This window comes from Paenibacillus sp. An7 (genome assembly GCF_009870785.1).
Classification (GTDB): Bacteria; Bacillota; Bacilli; order Paenibacillales; family Paenibacillaceae; genus Paenibacillus.
Genome location: NZ_WTWX01000005.1, coordinates 48,196 through 66,563 on the forward strand (window position 1 = coordinate 48,196; position 18,368 = coordinate 66,563).

At 42.7% G+C, this 18,368-nt stretch carries 23 protein-coding genes; all 23 read right to left on the reverse strand.

The features are described from left to right. Window positions 1–5: 5 nt before the first annotated feature. The 23 genes from GQY27_RS08525 to cmk all read right to left on the reverse strand — a co-directional run bounded on the left by GQY27_RS08525 (window position 6) and on the right by cmk (window position 18,299). Window positions 6–800, reverse strand: coding sequence for a CheR family methyltransferase (locus tag GQY27_RS08525; RefSeq protein ID WP_160033265.1), 795 nt, complete (start codon window positions 798–800; stop codon window positions 6–8). 34 nt (window positions 801–834) lie between these two features. After that, window positions 835–1,278: a nucleoside-diphosphate kinase gene (gene ndk, locus GQY27_RS08530; RefSeq protein ID WP_160033267.1), complete on the reverse strand. Its 444-nt coding sequence runs from the start codon at window positions 1,276–1,278 to the stop codon at window positions 835–837. A 79-nt stretch (window positions 1,279–1,357) separates the two neighbouring features. Continuing rightward, window positions 1,358–2,332 carry a polyprenyl synthetase family protein gene (locus tag GQY27_RS08535; protein ID WP_160033269.1) on the reverse strand — a complete coding sequence of 325 codons (975 nt, stop codon included), beginning with the start codon at window positions 2,330–2,332 and terminating at the stop codon, window positions 1,358–1,360. Next, the gene (locus GQY27_RS08540; RefSeq protein ID WP_160033271.1) at window positions 2,329–3,189 is read right to left on the reverse strand and encodes a menaquinone biosynthetic enzyme MqnA/MqnD family protein; all 861 of its coding nucleotides are present in this window, start codon (window positions 3,187–3,189) and stop codon (window positions 2,329–2,331) included. Before GQY27_RS08540 ends, GQY27_RS08535 begins: the two co-directional genes overlap by 4 nt. After that, on the reverse strand, window positions 3,186–3,794 hold the full coding sequence (locus GQY27_RS08545; protein WP_236570537.1) for a UbiX family flavin prenyltransferase: 609 nt from the start codon (window positions 3,792–3,794) through the stop codon (window positions 3,186–3,188). The genes GQY27_RS08540 and GQY27_RS08545 overlap by 4 nt, the downstream gene beginning before the upstream one ends. A gap of 1 nt (window position 3,795) precedes the next feature. Further along, complete coding sequence (locus GQY27_RS08550; RefSeq protein ID WP_160033273.1) at window positions 3,796–4,662, reverse strand: UbiA-like polyprenyltransferase; 867 nt, start codon at window positions 4,660–4,662, stop codon at window positions 3,796–3,798. Beyond that, on the reverse strand, window positions 4,655–5,383 hold the full coding sequence (locus GQY27_RS08555; protein WP_160033275.1) for a demethylmenaquinone methyltransferase: 729 nt from the start codon (window positions 5,381–5,383) through the stop codon (window positions 4,655–4,657). Before GQY27_RS08555 ends, GQY27_RS08550 begins: the two co-directional genes overlap by 8 nt. Before the next feature lie 42 nt (window positions 5,384–5,425). Continuing rightward, window positions 5,426–6,277: a heptaprenyl diphosphate synthase component 1 gene (locus GQY27_RS08560; RefSeq protein WP_160033277.1), complete on the reverse strand. Its 852-nt coding sequence runs from the start codon at window positions 6,275–6,277 to the stop codon at window positions 5,426–5,428. A 94-nt stretch (window positions 6,278–6,371) separates the two neighbouring features. Continuing rightward, window positions 6,372–6,926, reverse strand: coding sequence for a hypothetical protein (locus GQY27_RS08565; protein WP_160033279.1), 555 nt, complete (start codon window positions 6,924–6,926; stop codon window positions 6,372–6,374). A 126-nt stretch (window positions 6,927–7,052) separates the two neighbouring features. Then, window positions 7,053–7,280, reverse strand: coding sequence for a trp RNA-binding attenuation protein MtrB (gene mtrB / locus GQY27_RS08570; RefSeq protein ID WP_160033281.1), 228 nt, complete (start codon window positions 7,278–7,280; stop codon window positions 7,053–7,055). Between the two features lie 83 nt (window positions 7,281–7,363). Then, on the reverse strand, window positions 7,364–7,636 hold the full coding sequence (gene hbs / locus GQY27_RS08575) for a non-specific DNA-binding protein Hbs (protein ID WP_160033283.1): 273 nt from the start codon (window positions 7,634–7,636) through the stop codon (window positions 7,364–7,366). A 367-nt stretch (window positions 7,637–8,003) separates the two neighbouring features. Continuing rightward, a complete protein-coding gene (gene spoIVA, locus GQY27_RS08580; protein ID WP_160033285.1) occupies window positions 8,004–9,482 on the reverse strand; it encodes a stage IV sporulation protein A in 1,479 nt (492 codons plus the stop codon). Between the two features lie 417 nt (window positions 9,483–9,899). Next, complete coding sequence (locus GQY27_RS08585) at window positions 9,900–10,661, reverse strand: YphF family lipoprotein (RefSeq protein WP_160033287.1); 762 nt, start codon at window positions 10,659–10,661, stop codon at window positions 9,900–9,902. A 49-nt stretch (window positions 10,662–10,710) separates the two neighbouring features. Further along, a complete protein-coding gene (locus tag GQY27_RS08590) occupies window positions 10,711–11,055 on the reverse strand; it encodes a 2Fe-2S iron-sulfur cluster-binding protein (RefSeq protein ID WP_160033289.1) in 345 nt (114 codons plus the stop codon). Between the two features lie 38 nt (window positions 11,056–11,093). Then, window positions 11,094–11,693 carry a hypothetical protein gene (locus tag GQY27_RS08595; protein WP_160033291.1) on the reverse strand — a complete coding sequence of 200 codons (600 nt, stop codon included), beginning with the start codon at window positions 11,691–11,693 and terminating at the stop codon, window positions 11,094–11,096. A 47-nt stretch (window positions 11,694–11,740) separates the two neighbouring features. Next, window positions 11,741–11,920: a DUF2768 family protein gene (locus GQY27_RS08600; RefSeq protein WP_160033293.1), complete on the reverse strand. Its 180-nt coding sequence runs from the start codon at window positions 11,918–11,920 to the stop codon at window positions 11,741–11,743. A 194-nt stretch (window positions 11,921–12,114) separates the two neighbouring features. Next, window positions 12,115–12,393: a stage VI sporulation protein F gene (locus GQY27_RS08605; RefSeq protein WP_160033295.1), complete on the reverse strand. Its 279-nt coding sequence runs from the start codon at window positions 12,391–12,393 to the stop codon at window positions 12,115–12,117. A gap of 96 nt (window positions 12,394–12,489) precedes the next feature. Next, window positions 12,490–13,530: an NAD(P)H-dependent glycerol-3-phosphate dehydrogenase gene (locus GQY27_RS08610; RefSeq protein ID WP_160033297.1), complete on the reverse strand. Its 1,041-nt coding sequence runs from the start codon at window positions 13,528–13,530 to the stop codon at window positions 12,490–12,492. Continuing rightward, window positions 13,523–14,143 (reverse strand): glycerol-3-phosphate 1-O-acyltransferase PlsY, encoded by a 621-nt coding sequence (gene plsY / locus GQY27_RS08615; protein ID WP_160033299.1) that lies wholly within the window; start codon window positions 14,141–14,143, stop codon window positions 13,523–13,525. Before plsY ends, GQY27_RS08610 begins: the two co-directional genes overlap by 8 nt. Before the next feature lie 12 nt (window positions 14,144–14,155). After that, window positions 14,156–15,478, reverse strand: coding sequence for a ribosome biogenesis GTPase Der (gene der, locus GQY27_RS08620; protein WP_160033301.1), 1,323 nt, complete (start codon window positions 15,476–15,478; stop codon window positions 14,156–14,158). Between the two features lie 182 nt (window positions 15,479–15,660). Then, window positions 15,661–16,890: a 30S ribosomal protein S1 gene (gene rpsA, locus GQY27_RS08625; protein WP_160033303.1), complete on the reverse strand. Its 1,230-nt coding sequence runs from the start codon at window positions 16,888–16,890 to the stop codon at window positions 15,661–15,663. 117 nt (window positions 16,891–17,007) lie between these two features. Beyond that, window positions 17,008–17,598: a lysophospholipid acyltransferase family protein gene (locus tag GQY27_RS08630; protein WP_160033305.1), complete on the reverse strand. Its 591-nt coding sequence runs from the start codon at window positions 17,596–17,598 to the stop codon at window positions 17,008–17,010. Further along, the gene (gene cmk / locus GQY27_RS08635) at window positions 17,595–18,299 is read right to left on the reverse strand and encodes a (d)CMP kinase (RefSeq protein WP_160033307.1); all 705 of its coding nucleotides are present in this window, start codon (window positions 18,297–18,299) and stop codon (window positions 17,595–17,597) included. Before cmk ends, GQY27_RS08630 begins: the two co-directional genes overlap by 4 nt. Window positions 18,300–18,368 lie beyond the last annotated feature (69 nt).

Consider the following 18,368-nt stretch of genomic DNA (forward strand, 5'->3'; position numbering starts at 1 on the left):
TGCATTTATTTTTTGCGATAGAAAAAAGTCTCTGCTCCTTCAAGGCCGTACTCTCCCGGTGAGAAAATTTGTTCTGTGCTTCCCACAAATAAAATACCGCCAGGACGAAGTGCATTCGCAAATTTTTGATAAAGTACGTGCTTCGCTTCTTCTGTAAAATAGATCATCACATTTCGGCACACAATCAAATCAAATCCATCCTCAAAGGAGTCCATCAGCAAGTTTTGTTTACTAAAATGGACAGTTTCCGCAAGTTTAGGATCGATTCTATAATGCATTCCTTCAGGTATAAAGTATTTTTTAACTGCCTGCTCAGGAACTTCTTTTAGAGAGCGTTCCAAATATGTACCTTGCTTTGCCTTTGCCAAAGCACCGTCATCAATGTCAGTAGCCATAATTCTACTGTTTGAGAGCAACCCAGCCATGTCAAGGATCATAGCAATTGTATAGGGCTCTTCTCCTGTAGAACAAGCGGCACTCCATACTTTAAGCGGAAGATGGGAAGTAAGGGAAGGAAGCAACGTGTTTTGCAGTACTTCCCACCGATTCCGGTTTCTCCAAAATTCAGACACATTAATCGTCATTCGATCTAGAAAATCTAGAAAAAGTGCTTTATTCTGTTCCATCCCTTCAAAAAAAGCGGCAAAAGAATCATACCCGTGTCTTAACCTAAGGGTAGTCAACCGCCGCTTCATTTGAGTTTCTTTGTACTGGGCAAGATCAATTCCCGTAGCTGCCTTGATCTTATGAATAAACAGGACATAGTCATCCTGTTCAGAGCCTTTTTCAAGCAATGACATTTGATTCCTTCCTTCTTACGGAAAGATCACTCGTTTATGTCCAGGCAGCAACCGTTTTACTGTAAGATACCAGTTCAGCCTCATTAAAGAAGTTAGCAAGCTCACGAGCTGCACTTTCAGGAGAATCAGCACCATGAATCAGATTATGCGGAGTAACTGCTGCAAAATCTCCGCGAATCGTTCCAGGGAGCGCCTCTTTCACTTTGGTTTTCCCCATGATCACCCGAGCAAGTTCAATTACATCTTCGCCTTCCCATACCATAGCAAAGACCGGCCCAGAAGTAATGAAAGACACGAGCTCATCAAAGAAAGGCTTACCTTCATGTTCCGCATAATGACGTTTTGCTTGCTCGTCAGTCATCTGTACGAATTTACCTGCAACCAGTTTAAACCCCTTATCCTCAAACCGACTAACAATTCGTCCAATGAGTCCACGTTGTACGCCATCTGGTTTCACCATTAAAAAAGTACGTTCCATGTGTATTCTCCTCCAGGCTTAGTTATGAATGCGCTGCTTTCGTAAGCTTTCGACTTCGTGAGAACATCTTCCTGCCTGATTAATATGAACGTTTTACGACAAAATGAGCGATATCCCGCAAATTTTTCTTTGTCTTGATGTCAGGAAGTCCATCCAAGGCATCAAGAGCTTTATTCATATATCGGTCAGCAAGCTCCTCTGCTTTAGTCATTCCCGCACTCTCTTTAATCATACCCACCGCAGCACGAACGCTACCCATATCATTCTGATCACGAATGTTAGCGATCAGCTGCAACAAATCGGGTCTAATCTCCTCATCCTGTAACGCATAAATGACAGGGATTGTAATATTGCCTTGAAGCATATCACTTCCCGGCGGTTTACCAAGCTGCTTCTCTGTTCCTCTAAGGTCCAGCAGGTCATCCTGAATTTGGAAAGCCATTCCCACATTGTATCCGTAGCTGTATAAGCGTCTACAAATGTCACTGGAAGCTCCCGCAGCCACGGCTCCTAGCTGGCAACTGATCGCAATCAGCAGAGCCGTCTTCCGGCGGATACGAAGTAAGTAATTCCGAATGCTCTGATCCGTATTGAAGAAATCCCGGATTTGTTCCATTTCACCAATAGTCATCTGAACCATCGCTTTTGCCATGGTCTGATGAATCAACGGATTAGGGAGTTCCGTAATCATGAGCATTGCTCTGGCATAAATATAATCTCCTGTGTACATAGCAATCCGGTTATCCCATTTGGATTTCACTGTGAGTTGTCCGCGGCGTGTCTTCGCGTTATCAATCACATCATCATGAACAAGAGAAGAAGAGTGAATGAGTTCTAACGGAACAGCGATATGTTTCAGCACTTCAATATCATAGGTTCCAAATTTACCGCCCAGCAAAACAAAGACGGGACGCAGCCTTTTACCGCCTGCTTTCAGCAAGTGTAAGGAAGTCTCAGCGAGCAGCTTCTGATCCGTTTCCACACTTTTATACAATTCTTTCTCAATGTACTTCATATCTTTTTTAAGTTCAGTCAATATATCCAGTAGTTTCATTCCGTCACCCGTATCAGCTTATTCTCATTCCAGAGATCCAGCCGGACCTCATGCTCCATGAGACCGAGCTCATGTGCATAACGGAAATACAGTTGCAGTCCCTGCAACTCATTTTCACCAAAATCGTAACATAAATTCGTAAAATAATCATACCAATAAGATTTTGTTCCTCCGTTTTTTTGTATCGCTTCATCTATAACCGGAGTAAGGTCTTGCATAATCTTTTCTTTACTTGATATAAAAGCATCTGTGATCTCATGAATTACTTCACTATGACATTTGGCATAATCGGATGAAACAGCCCATACCGCAAAAGTCATACTTTGGTTTGTGAAATCGTGCCATCTCTCACCCAGATCATACACATAATAGCCGTGATTTGTCCAAGATGCCTGTATCGCAGAATCGCCGATCAATAGAGCTGCATCTGCATGTTCCATCATAGAAGGCAGATCCGGTTCTTGCGTAATATACGCTGGGTTCAATTTATAGAACTTTGTCATTAGTATTTTCAATAAATTCACAGAAGTAGCTGACGTATTCGTCAGAGCGATTGTTCCGCCCCCCAGATCTTCGATCTTCTTTTTACTGAAAAGCAGAATTGATTTCACTTCGCCCTTACTACTAACTGATATATCTGGTAAAACCATCAGGCGTTTTGATTCCATTCCATAAGCAAAAGAAGACATTGCACTCAGATCAAGTGCACCGTCGTGTATTCTTTGATTCAGTACAGCGGGGACTTCTGTAACCATCTCGACCGGGTGGGTAAGTTTCCTCGGATCGAAATAATGAAAGATAGGCCAAGCATTGGTATAACTAATCTTACCGAGAACGGTTTTACTATGAGTATTCATGTTGTCTCCCCCCATCTCGTAAACAGATCATGCTCAATATGAAGAGTATCAAGTACTTTACCAACAAGAAAATTAATTAAATCATCCATCGTTTTGGGATGGTAATAAAAGGCCGGCATCGCAGGAATCATTTTGACTCCAAGGCGTGACAGCTTCAACATATTTTCGAGATGTATCGCATGAAGCGGCGTCTCTCTCGGAACCAAAACTAAGGAACGTCCCTCTTTCATCATCACATCTGCCGCCCGAGCCATCAGATTATCGGAGGCTCCATGAGCTATGGCTGATAAAGTCCCCATGGAACATGGCATGATAATCATCCCGTCCATTAAAAAGGACCCGCTTGCGATCGAAGCCCCGATGTCGTTTACGGGATGATAAACAAGAGAACCGGGACGGCTCCCGAACTTCTCGTTCAAAATCCCTTCCCGGTCCGTAACGTTCCAGCCTAGTTCTTCTTTTATGACACGCCAGCCTGCATTTGATACGACAAGGTGTACTTCATAGGCCTGATCAAGTAAAGTTTCAATCAGTCGTATTCCGTATATACTGCCGCTTGCCCCTGTAATACCAACGGCAAGTCTTTTCAACCGGTTTGCTGTCAAGTTAAAACACCACCACATCAATCAAAGTAAAGACAAAGATTACGATGCTGACTACACTGTTCAGAGTAAAGAAAGCCGTCTGTAAACGACTTAGATCACTCGGCGTCACAATGTAATGCTCATAAATAAGCAGCGCACAAGAAATCAAAATTCCTACTGCATAGATCCAGCTGAGGCCTGTAATAAAGAGTAAGGCAATAAAGCCAGCCGCAGTAATGAGGTGAAATACTTTTGCAATAGTCAATGCTCCAGCAATACCAAAACGCGAAGGAATGGAGTACACGCCTTCTTCTCTATCAAATTCAATATCCTGGCACGCATAAATAATATCAAAACCAGCTGTCCAAAAAGCAGCCGCAACATACAGTACAAGACTGCTCAGGTTAATTTCCCCTGTCACTGCGACCCATCCGCCAAGCGGAGCGAGGGCAATCGTTAAACCTAATACGATATGGCAAGCCCAGGTAAATCGTTTGGTATAAGAATAAATAACAAGCATGAATACAGCAATTGGAAGAAGTTTTACCGAGAGCGGATTAAGCTGTGATGCCGCCCAGAATAATAAAATAAAAGAGATAATTACAAAAACAACAACTTCACTGATTTTGAGAAGTCCTGCTGGAATGGCTCGTCCAGCCGTTCTAGGGTTCTTGGCATCAATCACGCGGTCTATCATTCGGTTGAGTCCAAAGGCAGCGCTTCGTGCACCAATCATAGCGAGCAGTACCCAGCCAATCTGAGCCCAACTTGGTAAATGGCCCGTTATTTCTGTCGATCCCAGCACAGCACCCATAAATGCAAATGGCAACGCAAACAGCGTATGCTCAATTTTAATCATTTCTAGAAATATACCCATTTTCTTAAACATGCTGACTCTCCTTGGTCCCGATATGTAATGCTGCTATTCCGCCCGTCAAGGCAAAGGAAGTGACGTTTTGTAAGCCGGTCTCTTTGAAAATCTGTTCGAGTTCCGCTCTTCCAGGAAACATCATAAGGGAGTCAGGTAACCATTTGTACTGTTCGTAACGCTTTGCTAACAGCTTGGCAATGAAAGGAAGCATATTTCTAAAATAAAAATAATACAAACCTTTGAACGGCTGCCAGGTAGGTTTAGAGAGTTCCAGACAGACGACCTTCCCTCCTGGTTTTACTACCCGCTTCATTTCGTTTAATACTTGTTTGATATCCGGCACATTACGAAGACCAAAGCCGATCGTTACGTAATCAAAGCTGTTATCTTCATAAGGCAAACTCATCGCATTTCCCTGAATGAGCGTAATCTGCTGCTTGCGGCCAAGCTTTTCAACTTTATGCTGACCTACTTCCAGCATATTGCTGCTAAAATCAAGTCCTTCGATGTGACCCGTTTCACTTGCCTCTGCAAGTGCGAGCGTCCAGTCACAAGTACCACAGCATACATCTAGTGCCGTTTGTCCAGGCTGTACATTCATTTTTTTCATTGTGAATTTACGCCAGGCCTTATGCCTTCTAAAGCTAAGCGTGTCGTTCATTACATCATACTTACCAGCAATACTCTGAAAAACCGAATGGACGTACTGTTCCTTCGGCTTGCCCCCCCCATGCTGCATGTATAAATACCACCTTTATCCACTTTTCATCAAACCATAAACTTATGCACTTGCCCTATGTATGAAATAGGGTTCTATGAGGGTCTTGAGTTCTTCACTAAGCACATGATCTTGCACTTGACTCTCTAATAAACCTTGAACCGAAAGAACGGACTGGTCTATCTTCTTCGTCAGCACTTCAATTGTTTTATGCTTATTAATCAGTTCATTCCATTCGGAAGGAGTAACCTTCCCTTTTGCCAAGGCAGAGCGTACATCTGAACTTTCATTCTCATAAACATGTAAATAAGCAAATCTCGATTTTGAACGTTCCACATCGCTTGCAGCTTCCCGTTCTTCAACAAGCAGATCCAGAAGACTAACTGAGGTTAGAAACTGGTCATAAAGCCCTGCTTGTTGCTCCGCAATCATGTTTTGAAAAGAAAGAAACAGCTGCTTCTTCAGCTGTACCGATTCTTGTACATATTCTTCAGAGGAAACCTTGTGTTTCTTCATACGGTCATAAAGGCTCATCTTCCGTTCATTTAATCGGCAGATCCCATCACTGAGCGAAGCAATAACCGATATATGACCGGACTGGGCCAGCAATTGATAAAACCGCGAACTAAAAAAATCGCCTCCGAGCACTTTCAGCTGACGAGAACGCATATCCTGCTCTCCAAGATCTTCTTCCTGAACATCAATCATTTCATGCGTATCTAGTCCCATCTGTACAAGTGCTGTAACTAAGGAAAAGAGTTCGCTGTCCTCAACTGAGTATCTCTGCCCTTGGTTCAAAAACGTGTAAAGCAATTGTACACGGCCATTAGGAAACGTCGGCAATTCCGTATGCCGCTGTATCATATCGTAATCCGTATATTTTTTTGCAAGATTTGCTACGCGGTATGAAATCATTATAAATCCTCCGAGCGTTCATTCAAAAGTAATCAATCATCTTCGTCACAATCTTATCTATTATAACATATGTTTCTTATACCCGCACAGGGCATCAATAACCGTTTTCAGAGGAAATAAACTGCTCACGCCATAGATTTGTCTCTGTCATATGGAACCTTTGGATCAGTTCGTCAGGTAACACCGAATTTTTCCATTCCCTTAATTTCATCCATGTTTCTCTGTCCCATTCCGTGCGTTTTATATCTGCAGAGAGAAGTAAATGCCTCTTCCCTGCCCATTCATCTTCCGCAAGCACGCGAAGCATAAGCTGATTTACGTTATTCGTTCGTTCCATCGAAAAGGACGCGATACTCGCAATATCTATATAAATTTCGGAAGGTATGATGGAGTTCCTTGTCACTTTGAGATCTAAGGTCAGCACATTTTTACTCCATTTCACTTTACTGATCGGTGTATTCAAAGAAAGATCATGCAGAGCGTCAACCAAATTTTTATCCGTTAGTGTTAATTGTTCATTTGCCGAAAGCACTTCTTTCGATTCTTCTGCTACCCACATTTTACTTTGTCCCGTAACAAACGTTGACAAAAGTACTGCCGCTCCAAGAGACATGACGAGAACAAGGGATAATATTCTTCGCTTCTTCAATAGATAGACCTCCTGTCCTTCTTAGTGTAAGCATCAAGCAGAAGGCCCATACTCTATTGTACAACGAAAAAAACAGGCTATGCCTGCTTTTGAAATGAAAAGACGGTTTCTAATTTCCCGCTCTTTTTATTGATCTGATTCAATAACACCATGTTTTGTCATGACTTCTGCTTTGCCGCGAATTTTAATAGCAGAGGTATGATCTGTAAATTGTGCGATGAGAACCTCACCCTTATCAAGCTTCTCCGTATGGTGGAACCGGGTATCATGACCTCGTGTCAAACCAATGACATGAACACCGTTCTCTTTTGCCTTGATTACGATATAATCCCCGTTGTTGATTGGACCTTCCATGAACTTCACCCCTTCCTGCTAAAAAGAAAAAAGCCGTGAACGAATTCACGGACTTTTCGATTACATAAAAGTATGTAGAAATCTTATTTGATTCCGTCTTTGAGCGCTTTACCTGGTTTAAAAGCAGGAATTTTGCTCGCTGGAATTTCGATTTCCTCACCTGTTTGCGGGTTACGTCCTTTACGTGCAGAACGCTCGCGTACTTCAAAGTTACCAAAACCAACGAGTTGTACTTTGTCACCTTTTTGCAATGCTTCAGAAATAGCTTCGAATACGGCATCAACCGCTTTCGTTACATCTTTCTTAGCAAGTTCAGTAGATTCAGCTACTTGTGTGATCAGATCCGATTTATTCAAGTCAATTCACCTCCTGATATTATTATCTAAGTGTTATACTTTGTTCCCGTTTCTTCACAAAATATACATAAGATATACCTATTCCCAAGTAATATTGTTCATAGGTTCATACTTTCTCCGCATGAGACTAGGTTCATATTGTTACTTCAAGTGAATCTCTATCCCTCAAGCGGAACAAGGTTTATAGTAATACAGTCAGAACACAATTTCAAGTAGAATCACTGTTCTCGGGACAAAATTGATAAAAAGACATACGACTAATTGATTATTTCCCCTATTTTGACAGAGAACGAAGATACACAAAATAACCGAAAGGGAGAAACCCCTACGGTTATTTTGGTGGCAAATCTATGGGCCAGGCCATGAATTATAATATGATTGCTATCAGTCCGCCCGAACCTTCGTTAATAATCCGTCCGAGCGTCTCTTGGAGTTTATATCTTGCATTATCCGGCATCATGGCAATTTTACCTTGAATTCCTTCCCTTACAATAGAATGCAGGGAACGACCAAACATATCTGAATCCCAAACCTTAATTGGATCATTTTCGAAATCCTGCATGAGATATCGGACTAATTCCTCACTCTGTTTCTCGGTACCAATGATCGGTGCAAATTCAGACTCTACATCGACACGGATCATGTGGATCGATGGTGCTGTTGCTTTCAGCCTAACCCCAAATCTAGTTCCTTGACGGATAAGTTCGGGTTCATCCAAAGCCATCTCAGCAAGCGATGGAGCAGCAATTCCGTACCCCGTTGTTTTGACCATCTCCAGTGCTTCTGCGAAACGGTCGTACTCTTTTTTGGCGTGGGAGAAGTCCTGCATCAGTTGCAAGAGGTGATCCTTACCTCTAATTTCAATTCCCACTACCTCATATAGAATCTGATCATAGAGCTCATCTGGCGCATAGAGATCGATCTCTGCAACCCCTTGCCCCATATTCATTCCGCTGAGTCCTGCCCGGTCAATAAATTCATATTCCATAAACTGAGATACTACGTGATCCACATCTCTTAGTCTGCGAATATCCTTTACTGTATCCCGAACGGAGTTTTCATAACTTGCACGCAGCCAGTGATTTTCATTCAGTACCATAACCCAGCTTGGTAAATTTACATTCACCTCGTGAACCGGGAATTCATACAGTACTTCTCGAAGCACACCAGTAACATCCTCTTCTGTCATCGTTGCAGCACTTAATGTCATAACAGGGACATCATATTTTTCGGCAAGTTCAGCACGAAGTTGTAAGGCTTCTTCGCCCTTAGGCTTCGTTGAGTTTATGATGAGAACAAAAGGTTTACCTACTTCTTTCAGTTCAGCGATGACTCTTTCTTCGGATTCCACATAGGATTCACGTGCAATCTCCGCAATCGTGCCATCGGTTGTGACCACGACACCAAGTGTAGAATGTTCCTGAATGACCTTTCGTGTCCCAATCTCTGCTGCTTCCTGAAAAGGAATGGGTTCTTCAAACCATGGTGTAGAAATCATGCGAGGGCCGTTTTCATCTTCATATCCTTTGGCTCCCTCTACCGCATATCCTACACAATCCACAAGACGGACATTAACATCAAGGCCATCTGCTACTTTAATCTGTACGGCACTGTTAGGTACAAATTTAGGTTCAGTAGTCATTATTGTTTTTCCAGCTGCACTTTGCGGAAGTTCATCAATCGCCCTTACTCTGTCTGCATCGCTAGTAATGTTAGGTAAAACAATGGTTTCCATAAATCGTTTGATGAATGTTGATTTCCCTGTGCGAACTGCACCGACTACTCCGAGATAAATGTCTCCACCGGTTCGCTCAGCAATGTCTTTGAAAATGTCTACTTTTTCCAAGTGAAATCCCCTCCTAAACATACTCCGAAGGAAAAATGCTAAAGAGCATCCGCTTCGTTTTCAATCAGAAGACGTTAATCCCTGCAACGGTAGAGCAGTTATAACGATTGCCCGGAAGTCGTCCGCCGCCGACATATCACATTCTGATGAAAGAAAGATGAGCGGCGTAACTCGTACATGCTTTTGGACTAGTATCATAGTATGTACAGGACCTTTGCAGTATGACGTCTTTTCTATTTTTTTTGGTTGGTTATTCTTGAAGCACTCTCTTTTTAAGAAGATTCACGATCTCCCGAAGACCATCCACGCTAAATATATGAATGCTAGCTATCAATTATGACGAATGGCACTTTAATATATAAAAACACCGTCCCTTAGTGGGACGGTGTAATGGACGTCGTTCATGCTAGACCATAATTATGGAAGGGACGGAACAGCAATAGGCTGACCGCCATCCCATGTATAAGGGAGTGATTTTACAGGCACAAAATGAGATTCTTCCGTAAGGTATTTCCTTATGTCTTCCGAGCTTTTCGGATTGATTTTTTTTCGATCAATAAGCTGCATAATGTCAAAAGCATAATCTGCATACACTGTTCCTTCAGGGTCTATGATGTAAGGAAGTATTTCACCAGAATATACACTTGCCAAATCTTCAACCCGGTTTCCCGAATTTTGAATGGCTTCTATGTCCACTAGATGAATGTTTGGATATATCTCTTCCTTCACTGGCCAGGTTCCATGGGCGGCATAATAAGAATCAACTAGACGCTGAACTAGAGTTACTTTTTGAACAGTTATAAGATCCATTACTTTAACAACCGGATCAACTTCTTCATTTTGAACGAGGAAATACGCACTTCCGCCTTTCTCAAAGGCCGTCTTTGGAATATCGTCAATATAACCTTCTCGTTCAAGCTTGCTCATATCAACTCGGAATTTCTCGTATATACGGACTTCAGCCCCTGCCGTAATAATCGGCAAAACACCCTTCGAGTCCTGAAAGGCATCTATGGCATTCTGTACCCTCGAGACACTCCCGTCATAATTTGTGGCCCACGCTTCTTTGTTACTGCCCCCTGAAGATTGCATACAGCCCGACAGCAACAACATGAGCGCAGTTATAACAGCACATAGGAAAACATGCTGTTTTCTTATGATTCTGTATACTTCCCTCATAAATTAAGCCCGTCCTTTATTAGAATCTAGCTATCTTTTTTTCGGAACCTTACCATAGTTTATCTTCTTCTGCTTGTCTTTCGAGCTGTTTGCGGATCGCTGCTTTCAGCTTATCTTCAGGTACTTGAACGGTAACCGAGTCCTGAATAGCAGCCTGACAAGCTAAACGTGTCCCATGATCGATCCATGCGCCGAGCTTGTTACGTTCAGCTCTTCCTGGTTTACTCAGATGACCTTCTTCTCCTTCGGGAACGTCCACTTTGCACATCATACATCCAGCCTTGCCTCCGCACCTTGTAGGGATCGTTATCCCTGCTAAACGACTTGCTTGAAGTAAAGTAACTCCCTGCTTCACTTCAACCTGTTTGCCACTTGGTAAAAAGGTTACCTTCATCACTTACCCCCTGCTTGTCCGTGCTCAGTATAGCTGTATCAGAGCAGACCTTGTTCACGTAATAAATCTCCATCTATCCCCAGTGCATCCTCCAACTGTTTGAGATGTGCTGATGACCACACATTACGGCGAATTAGATCTTTTAATAAAGGGATATGAACGTCTATATTTTCTTTCATTTTCTTTGCTATAAGCTCATATCGATCTGCCCGCTCACGAAGGATGTTAAACATGAGCTCATGACTTAGCGGTGTCATAGATATGGAATGCTGCGCACCGGGAATATTAAATTTCTTTGCATAAGGTATCAAAAAAGCAATATCTGTTCGATAAAGGGAGTCCGATGTACAAATTTCAAAGCCTCCGGATAATTCTATAGATGCTTCACCGATCTGATAATGACTGAGCAAAGAAGTATAGGTACCGCTGCGATCAAGACGCTGCTCATCAACTGAATAGGAACTTATCTCTTTATGTAAGGGTCTCGCGGTTTCAAAATCAGCATATACATCAATATCATTCGGCGGGTCTGCTAGTTCTACTCCCTGCAGCAGAAGGCTGCAGCTTCCTCCTAACAGCCAGTTGTATCGCTTCGGGTTCCAAGTCTTACCTAAGACGTTTAAAGCTGTATCAAGCACTTATCATGACTCCAATCGTTTAATGAATTCAGTCTTCCTTGTTATAATTACATAATGGAAACCAGACCACTAAGAAGTCCGAGCAGCATAATTATAAAAGCAAGAAAAGATAAAACTCCTTTTATTATACCCTTTGTCTTCGCACGTGCAAAAGTAATCAAGAAGACAGACAATCCCATAATTAGAACAGCAATAATCGAAAGCCACATCTTGTCCATTGCATCCATGTTTCATCCTCCAATACATCTATTGATCCCAGAAAACAATGTATTACCCATCTTTTTTCAGATAAGGTGATTATAACATGAAATCTTAACCATTCCTCCTTGTAAAAAGAAAAAGAACAAAGATAACAGGCAGGAGCCCAACTTTGTTCTTCGTAGTAAGAAAGAGGTAAATATCTCTTTCTTAACTGGATCTATTATTTCTTTTTCATCATCATCTTCATAATCGCTTCCATGTTACTCGGACTCATACCGCTTTTCTTGATCGCATTGACAATTTCCTGAATCGTTTCTTCACTAACAGGTATTTTTGCCATTGCAGATACTTGTTTGATCAGCGTTCTCAGCTGATCCTCATTTTGTAAAGTAGAAGGTTTCACCGTACTAGCGAGCTTTTTCACTGCGCCCTCCGTGATTTTCTTCCCTGTCTTTTTATTAATTGCATTTAAAGCATCTTTAGAAATATTGTCTGCCATTTATTCCCCTCCTCAAGACAAAAACTCAACATATTATATGAGCTGTCTTATCGAAGGGTGAAGGATAATGGAGAAATGAGAAAAGAACCCAGAAGCCTAAGTGTGCCACTGCTCCCATGTTTCGAGTCTCATGACTTCCATCTCTGTCTTCGGATCGCGGCCCATCAGCGCTTCTACCGCAGTACGGCTGTCTTTGCCTGTGAAGAGCACTTTATAGAGCTGATCAGCGATCGGCATTTGGACATTATACTTTTGTGATATCGCATGAGCTGCTTCTGTAGTACGAATTCCTTCCACAACCATGCCCATGGCATCTAGTACTTCTTGCAGCGGTTTGCCTTGTCCGAGCGAATATCCAGCACGCCAGTTACGGCTATGCTTGCTTGTTGCGGTCACGACTAAATCCCCTACGCCAGCGAGTCCCGAAAAAGTAAGCGGGTTAGCACCCATCTCTACACCTATGCGAGCAATTTCCGCAAGGCCGCGGGTTATGATCGCTGCTTTGGCATTATCGCCAAATCCAAGACCGTCTGACATTCCTGCACCTAAAGCAATGATATTCTTAAACGCACCTGCTAGTTCAACACCAAGCAAATCTCGATTGGTGTATACTCGAAAGTTCACATTCATGAACAAATCTCGAGCACGATTAGCAAGCTCATCATTTAAGGACGCCACCACAGTTGTGGTCGGTTTTTTCTGAACAACTTCTTCCGCATGACTCGGACCTGAAAGCACAACAATATCTCCCTCAGGACAGCCGAGTTCCTCCGAAATGACGACAGACATTCTCTTTAAAGTTGCCGTTTCAAAGCCTTTCGTTGCATGTACAATCAGTGTGTCTTTTTTGTAAAAAGGCTGCAGCTGTTGTACTACGGAACGCATCGCTGAAGAAGGAGCTACAATAATAATAGCCTGACTGCCTTCTACCGCTTCTTCCATATCATTTGTAGCCCTAATCCGTTCAGATAAAATAATGCCGGGTAAGTACCGAGCATTCATATGCTGCTCGTTGATCTCAGCAGCTTGCTCGTTACTTCGTGTCCACATGTATACATCATGGCCATTGTCTGCAAGAACACTTGCCAGTGCAGTTCCCCAGCTTCCAGCTACCAGTAACGTTACTTTGTTAGACAACCCGTTTACCCCCTTTTGATGAACGAGATCCCAGCTTACTTTCTTCCCCGCGTATCAGTTTTCTGATATTCGTCCGATGCCTCCAGAAGGCTAGTATACAAATCACGAGACTACACCAAAATATCGGCCATGGATAAAGAAGGATAAATAAGAACACTGGTGTTAGAAATACGAAAATTAAAGAACCTAAGGATACGTATCTAGTAATTACAATACACATAATCGCTATAATTCCTGCATATAAAGCGGGTAACAAACAAAGGGTTGCAAGCACGCCAATGGCGGTTGCAATCCCTTTCCCTCCACGAAAACGGAAAAATACGGGCCAGTTATGACCAACAATAGCAGCGACTCCGCACAGCGCTGGAACCCACTGTGAATCACCGCCAAGCCATCTGCCGATCCATACCGCTGCGATCCCTTTTGCAACGTCAAGTACAAGCACAAGAATAGCCGGTCCTTTTCCAAGAACACGTAACGTATTCGTTGCACCTGCATTGCCGCTTCCATGATCCCGTATATCTATGCCTTTTGTTAGTTTACCAAGCAAAAAGCTAAAGCTTACGGAACCTAGAAGATAGCTGATGATTATAGCCATGATAGCATAAATCACATTGTTTCTCCCCTAACCTTCGTCGGACTTACGCCGAGTAAATATACGAATAGGTGTACCTTCAAAATTGAAAGCAGCACGTATTTTATTCTCAAGATAACGCTCGTAAGAGAAGTGCATCAGTTCCGGATCATTTACAAAAACAACAATGGTAGGAGGCTTCACTGCTACTTGTGTTACATAATTAATGCGCAGTCGTCTTCCTTTGTCTGTTGGCGGCGGGTTAATCGCCACTGCATCAGATACTACATCGTTAAGTAAATGAGTCTGAACACGCATGACATGTTGCTGTGATACATGTTGTACTACAGGAAGCAATTTTTGTAAGCGTTGTTTAGTTTTTGCAGATAGGAATACGATCGGTGCATAGGTCATGAACAAGAAATGATCCCGAATGTTCTTTTCAAATTCACGCATGGTTTTGTCGTCTTTATCTACAACATCCCATTTGTTCACGACGAATAAAGAAGCTTTACCTGCTTCATAAGCATAACCAGCAATATGCTTGTCCTGATCAATGATTCCCTCTTCGCCATTAATCACAATCAGTACAACATCAGCACGTTCAATCGCACGCATTGCACGCATTACGCTGTATTTCTCGGTAGTTTCATATACCTTGCCGCGTTTTCTCATACCTGCCGTGTCAATAAGAACATAACGCTGGCCATCTTTTTCGAATGGAGTATCAATCGCATCCCTTGTTGTTCCGGCTATATCACTTACGATAACGCGTTCTTCCCCAAGGATTGCATTGACTAGCGATGATTTCCCTACATTTGGTCGTCCGATGAGAGCAACTCTTATTACATCCTCATCATACCCATCTTCCTCGAGCTCAGGGAGGTTACTAGCAATCGCATCAAGCAAGTCACCAATACCCGTACCATGACTTCCGGAGATACCAATCGGATCACCAAAACCAAAAGAATAGAATTCATAAATGAGGTCGCTTCGACCCATATTGTCTACTTTATTAACTGCAACGATGATCGGTTTACCGGATCGATACAGTATTTGAGCCACTTCTTCATCAGCTTGCGTAACGCCTGTCTTCGCATCACACATAAATACGATGACATCAGCTTCTTCAATAGCGAGTTCTGCTTGCATACGGATGGATCTCAAAATGATATCTTCACCATCAATTTCGATTCCTCCCGTATCAATAATACTGAAAGGTTTGCCGTTCCATTCCGCCACACCATACAAACGGTCACGCGTAATTCCTGGTTTATCTTCCACAATGGCCAACCGATCGCCGATGATCCGGTTAAAAATTGTTGATTTTCCTACATTCGGACGTCCGACTATAGCCACAACGGGTCTTGCCATAAAATACACTCCTCCTGTCACTTCTTACGCTTCATCATAGCAAAAAAAAGATAATTAAGCTAATGCTTTCCTTATCCAAAAAACAGGTTCTAACAACAATCGGCGAACCCCGAAGGATCCGCCAATCGTGATTAGCAACCTGTTTGTGTTGCCTGTATGAAGATAAGCTTAACGCGACTTCATTATTTAAATTTACTTAATTTATCACCGAAAAGGTCGCCCAGTGTAACGCTGAGTCCTTCGTTGCTCAAAGAAACGTTAGGGTTGTTAACCACTTCACGTGGAGCATTTGATTTTCTGGATTTTTCAGCACGCGGCGCTGCATCAGCAGGAGCTTCTTCTGTTTCTTTGATGCTCAGGCTTGCACGTTGCTCAGCAGGGTTCAGTTCAAGAACTTTCACTTGAACTTCTTGTCCTTCTTTCAGTACTTCATGCGGAGTACCGATGTGTTTGTGAGAAATCTGGGAAATGTGAACCAGACCTTCTACACCTGGTGCGATTTCTACGAAAGCACCAAACTGAACTAGACGTTTTACAGTACCTGTTACGATATCGCCTGTTTTGAACTGATCTGCAGCCGTTTCCCAAGGACCTGGTTGTGCTGCTTTAATACTAAGGCTGATTTTTCCTTTTTCAGGATCAACTTTCAGTACTTTAACATTCACTTTTTCGCCTTCGGAAAGAACATCAGATGGTTTATCCACATGGCTCCAAGCAATCTCGGAAACGTGAACAAGACCGTCAACGCCGCCTACATCTACGAAAGCTCCAAATTGAGTCAGGCGCTGTACAGTACCTTCAATTTGTTGTCCTTCTGTAAGTTCAGCAATCACTTTTTGTTTGTTAACTTCGTGTTCTGCATCCAGAACATCTTTTTGGGAAAGGATTACTTTGTTAGCTTCACGATCAAGTTCTTTTACAACAACGCGAAGTGTTTTTCCTTTGTAATCACTGAAATCTTCCACAAAATGACGCTCAACCATAGAAGCAGGGATGAATCCGCGTACGCCAACGTCAGCAACTACGCCGCCTTTAACGACATCGGATACAACAACTTCAAATACTTCACCAGACTCTTGCTTTTTAGCAAGATCTTCCCAAGCATTTTCGCTGTCGATTGCACGTTTGGAAAGAACGAGTTTTTCTTTCTCGTCATCGATGCTAACTACTTTGCATTCCACTTCTTGGCCAACTTCTACTGCTTCGCTGATATTATCCACTTGTACAGAGGAAAGTTCGCGAACTGGAATCACACCGTCATATTTATATCCAATACTTACATAAGCTTGGTTATCTTCCAATTTGACAATGGTTCCTTTTACAGTATCGCCTTTTTTTAATGATACGAATGAATCCAATTCATCTTGGGTTGCTGCTTCTGTTACTTCTTGATTTTTAGTTTCTTCCGACATAATCAATACCCTCCTCAATTCAAAAACCCCATTTATTTAAACCTGCCGTAGCAGAGTTCAAAACATAACCTGGTAATGCTTAGCTTACCATAAAATATGATGTGTCATTCATTGGCTTTATGGCTTCGATGGTACACCAGTCTTAGCCATTTCATCAATTTTAGACATAATTTTTTCCGTTGCCCGTTCAAGTGACTCTCCTGTAGGATCATCTCTGAACTCATCTAGATCAACGGGTTCACCGTAAACAATTTTCATTTTTCTGAAAGGTTTGTATTCACCGATTACAGCAGCAGGTACTACAGCAGCTCCGCTTCGCAGTGCGAAACTAGCAGCTCCCTTTTTTCCCATACCACCATCATTATGACGACTTCCTTGCGGGAAAATCCCCAAGACTTCTCCACCCCGAAGGATGTTAAGCGCTGTTTTAATGGAATCCTTACTCACACCGCCCCGTTTCACAGGGAATGCTCCAAGTTCTTTTAAGATTGGACCGAGCACCGGAACTTCAAACAATTCACTTTTTGCCATAAATCGGATCTTGCGGTGAATCTTAATTCCAAGAGTTGGCGGGTCAAAGTTACTAATGTGATTACAACACAATACCACGCCGCCTTCGCGGGGAATATTCTCTCTCCCGGTGGCCTCTAAACGAAATAGAACAGTGTAAATTACGTTTAACAGAAACCGACCAATTGAATAAATCATAATCCAACCTCTCCCCTGACTTCCATACAGCGCGTTACAATGTGTTCAACAACCTCATCAATACTCATTAATGTGGTATCAAGAACGAAGGCATCTTCTGCTTGACGCAGCGGCGAAACTTCACGTTCCTGATCCAGCTTGTCCCGAGCCGCAATCTCTCTTTCGAGCTGGTCCAGTGTTACCTCTTCCATCTTATCGAGTTCCTTGAACCTACGAAGTGCACGTTCCCTAACGCTTGCGGTCATAAAAATTTTCACTTCTGCATCGGGTAAAACCGTCGTTCCGATGTCCCTTCCATCCATAACAACGCCCTTGCGAAGTGCCATTTTTCTCTGCATCTCAACAAGGTGATGACGCAAATCTTCGATTTGCGAATATAAGGATACAACTCCAGTAACTTCTCTCGAACGGATCGGCCCTGATACTTCTTCCCCATTAAGGAATACCTTCTGCCCGCCTTCCGCTGGTATAAGTTCAATATCCAGTTTTCTAACGTGTGCAAGTACGGTATCTACCTCTTCTGGTTTAATCTCATGGCGAAGCATATAATAGGTTACAGCACGATACATAGCGCCTGTATCCACGTACACATAAGACAGTTTGCTCGCCACGCGTCTAGCAACGGTACTTTTCCCAGCTCCTGCGGGACCGTCAATAGCCACGTTCAGTTTCCCGTTCTCTGCTGTATTCTGGCTTGTCAACGGGGCATTCCTCCTCAAACTTAAGCCTCAAGAAAAAAGCAGGCATTGCCTGCGACGAGAAAATTATAC